Here is a 1,127-nt window from a genome sequence, read left to right as displayed (position 1 = left end):
ATGTTGGTTGCAATATGGGCATCGTCGCTTATGAAATCGCCAAACGCAGACCGGCCTACATCCACGGCATTGACGTTCTGAAGCCACACACCCGCGTGGCGCGTTCTATCTTTCTAGGATCGAACGTAGAAAGTCGATTTGACACCATGAGTCTTGGGAGTCGAAAGCTTCAATCTGTTCTAAATGACCGTTACGATATCGTTCTTCTTCTCGCTGTGTACCAGCATGTCCGCAGGGGGTTGGGTCAGGAGGAGGCCGATCGCATCTTCATCGACATCATTAACCGCACTCAGACGATTGTGGCGCGAGTTCCCGACGAAGACGACATCCGTCTTCAGTCTCTAATCGAGGGTGCCGGGTTCACCTTATCTGATCGCCACAAGTCGCCACGCGGCAGTACAGTTCTGGCTTACCATCGCCACTAGACCGGGCGGACCTGCGCGACTCACGCACCAGACGCATTTCCCGCGCCTACTCGGCAAAATCACGTGACCTGAGCACATGACGGCGGCTTCGCCCGCGAAACGCCTTTGCTCGCGTTGGGCGGATGACGGATTTGATTTGCTTGGTGATCCTCTATCCTTAGGGCAAACTGCCTGCTGGGGCTCGAGGAGGCGAAATGAGAGCACGCGCAGCAACGGTTGGAGATCTGGAAGCTCTTTTCCGTGATCTGTCCAAGCGGATATCGGACGAATACGCCGCGGCCGGCAAGGACAGCAAGATCGCCTACGACAATCTGATGATGAACTTGAAAGAAGGCCGTGCTCACGCGCTTGTCCAGGGCGAAAAGACCGTGGCGATCATCGCGTGGCACGAGCATAGCGACGCTGCTGATACGCTGTTCGCCGCACAGGAGGATTTCTTCAGTGCCGCGACCGTTCGCTTCTGCAAGCGGCACATCCGCCATATCCAGGCGCTCGCCGGCAATCTCCCGATTCATTCGCGCAGCTGGCTCCAGAGACCGGACGTCGCAAAATGGTTTCGGATAATCGGCTATGTCGAGCGAGGCCAGGAGAATGGCGCCAACCTGTTCGAACTGCCGCCGGCTCCGGCCGCATAAGAAATCCAGGCGTGAAAACGCTGCCTTTGAGTTCCGGCGGTGCCGCGCTCACGACGGTGTGCCAAAA

Annotated in this window: 2 protein-coding genes; both read left to right on the top strand. The window is 57.1% G+C overall.

What is annotated here, in order from left to right; genetic code table 11:
- A partial coding sequence (locus tag EOA86_RS35655; protein ID WP_206630243.1) for a class I SAM-dependent methyltransferase occupies positions 1 to 425 on the top strand: 425 nt, incomplete at its 5' end.
- Between the two features lie 194 nt (positions 426 to 619).
- Positions 620 to 1,060 (top strand): hypothetical protein, encoded by a 441-nt coding sequence (locus tag EOA86_RS35650; protein ID WP_029356736.1) that lies wholly within the window; start codon positions 620 to 622, stop codon positions 1,058 to 1,060.
- The last annotated feature ends 67 nt before the right edge of the window (positions 1,061 to 1,127 follow it).

The organism is Mesorhizobium sp. M5C.F.Ca.IN.020.32.2.1 (genome assembly GCF_004023105.1).
Lineage (GTDB): Bacteria > Pseudomonadota > Alphaproteobacteria > Rhizobiales > Rhizobiaceae > Mesorhizobium > Mesorhizobium wenxiniae.
This window is presented reverse-complemented; position numbering and strand designations above follow the sequence as displayed.

Bases quoted from the DNA above. Each gene is read 5' to 3' on its own strand.
- EOA86_RS35650 (WP_029356736.1), top strand. From the start codon at position 620: ATGAGAGCACGCGCAGCAACGGTTGGAGATCTGGAAGCTCTTTTCCGT.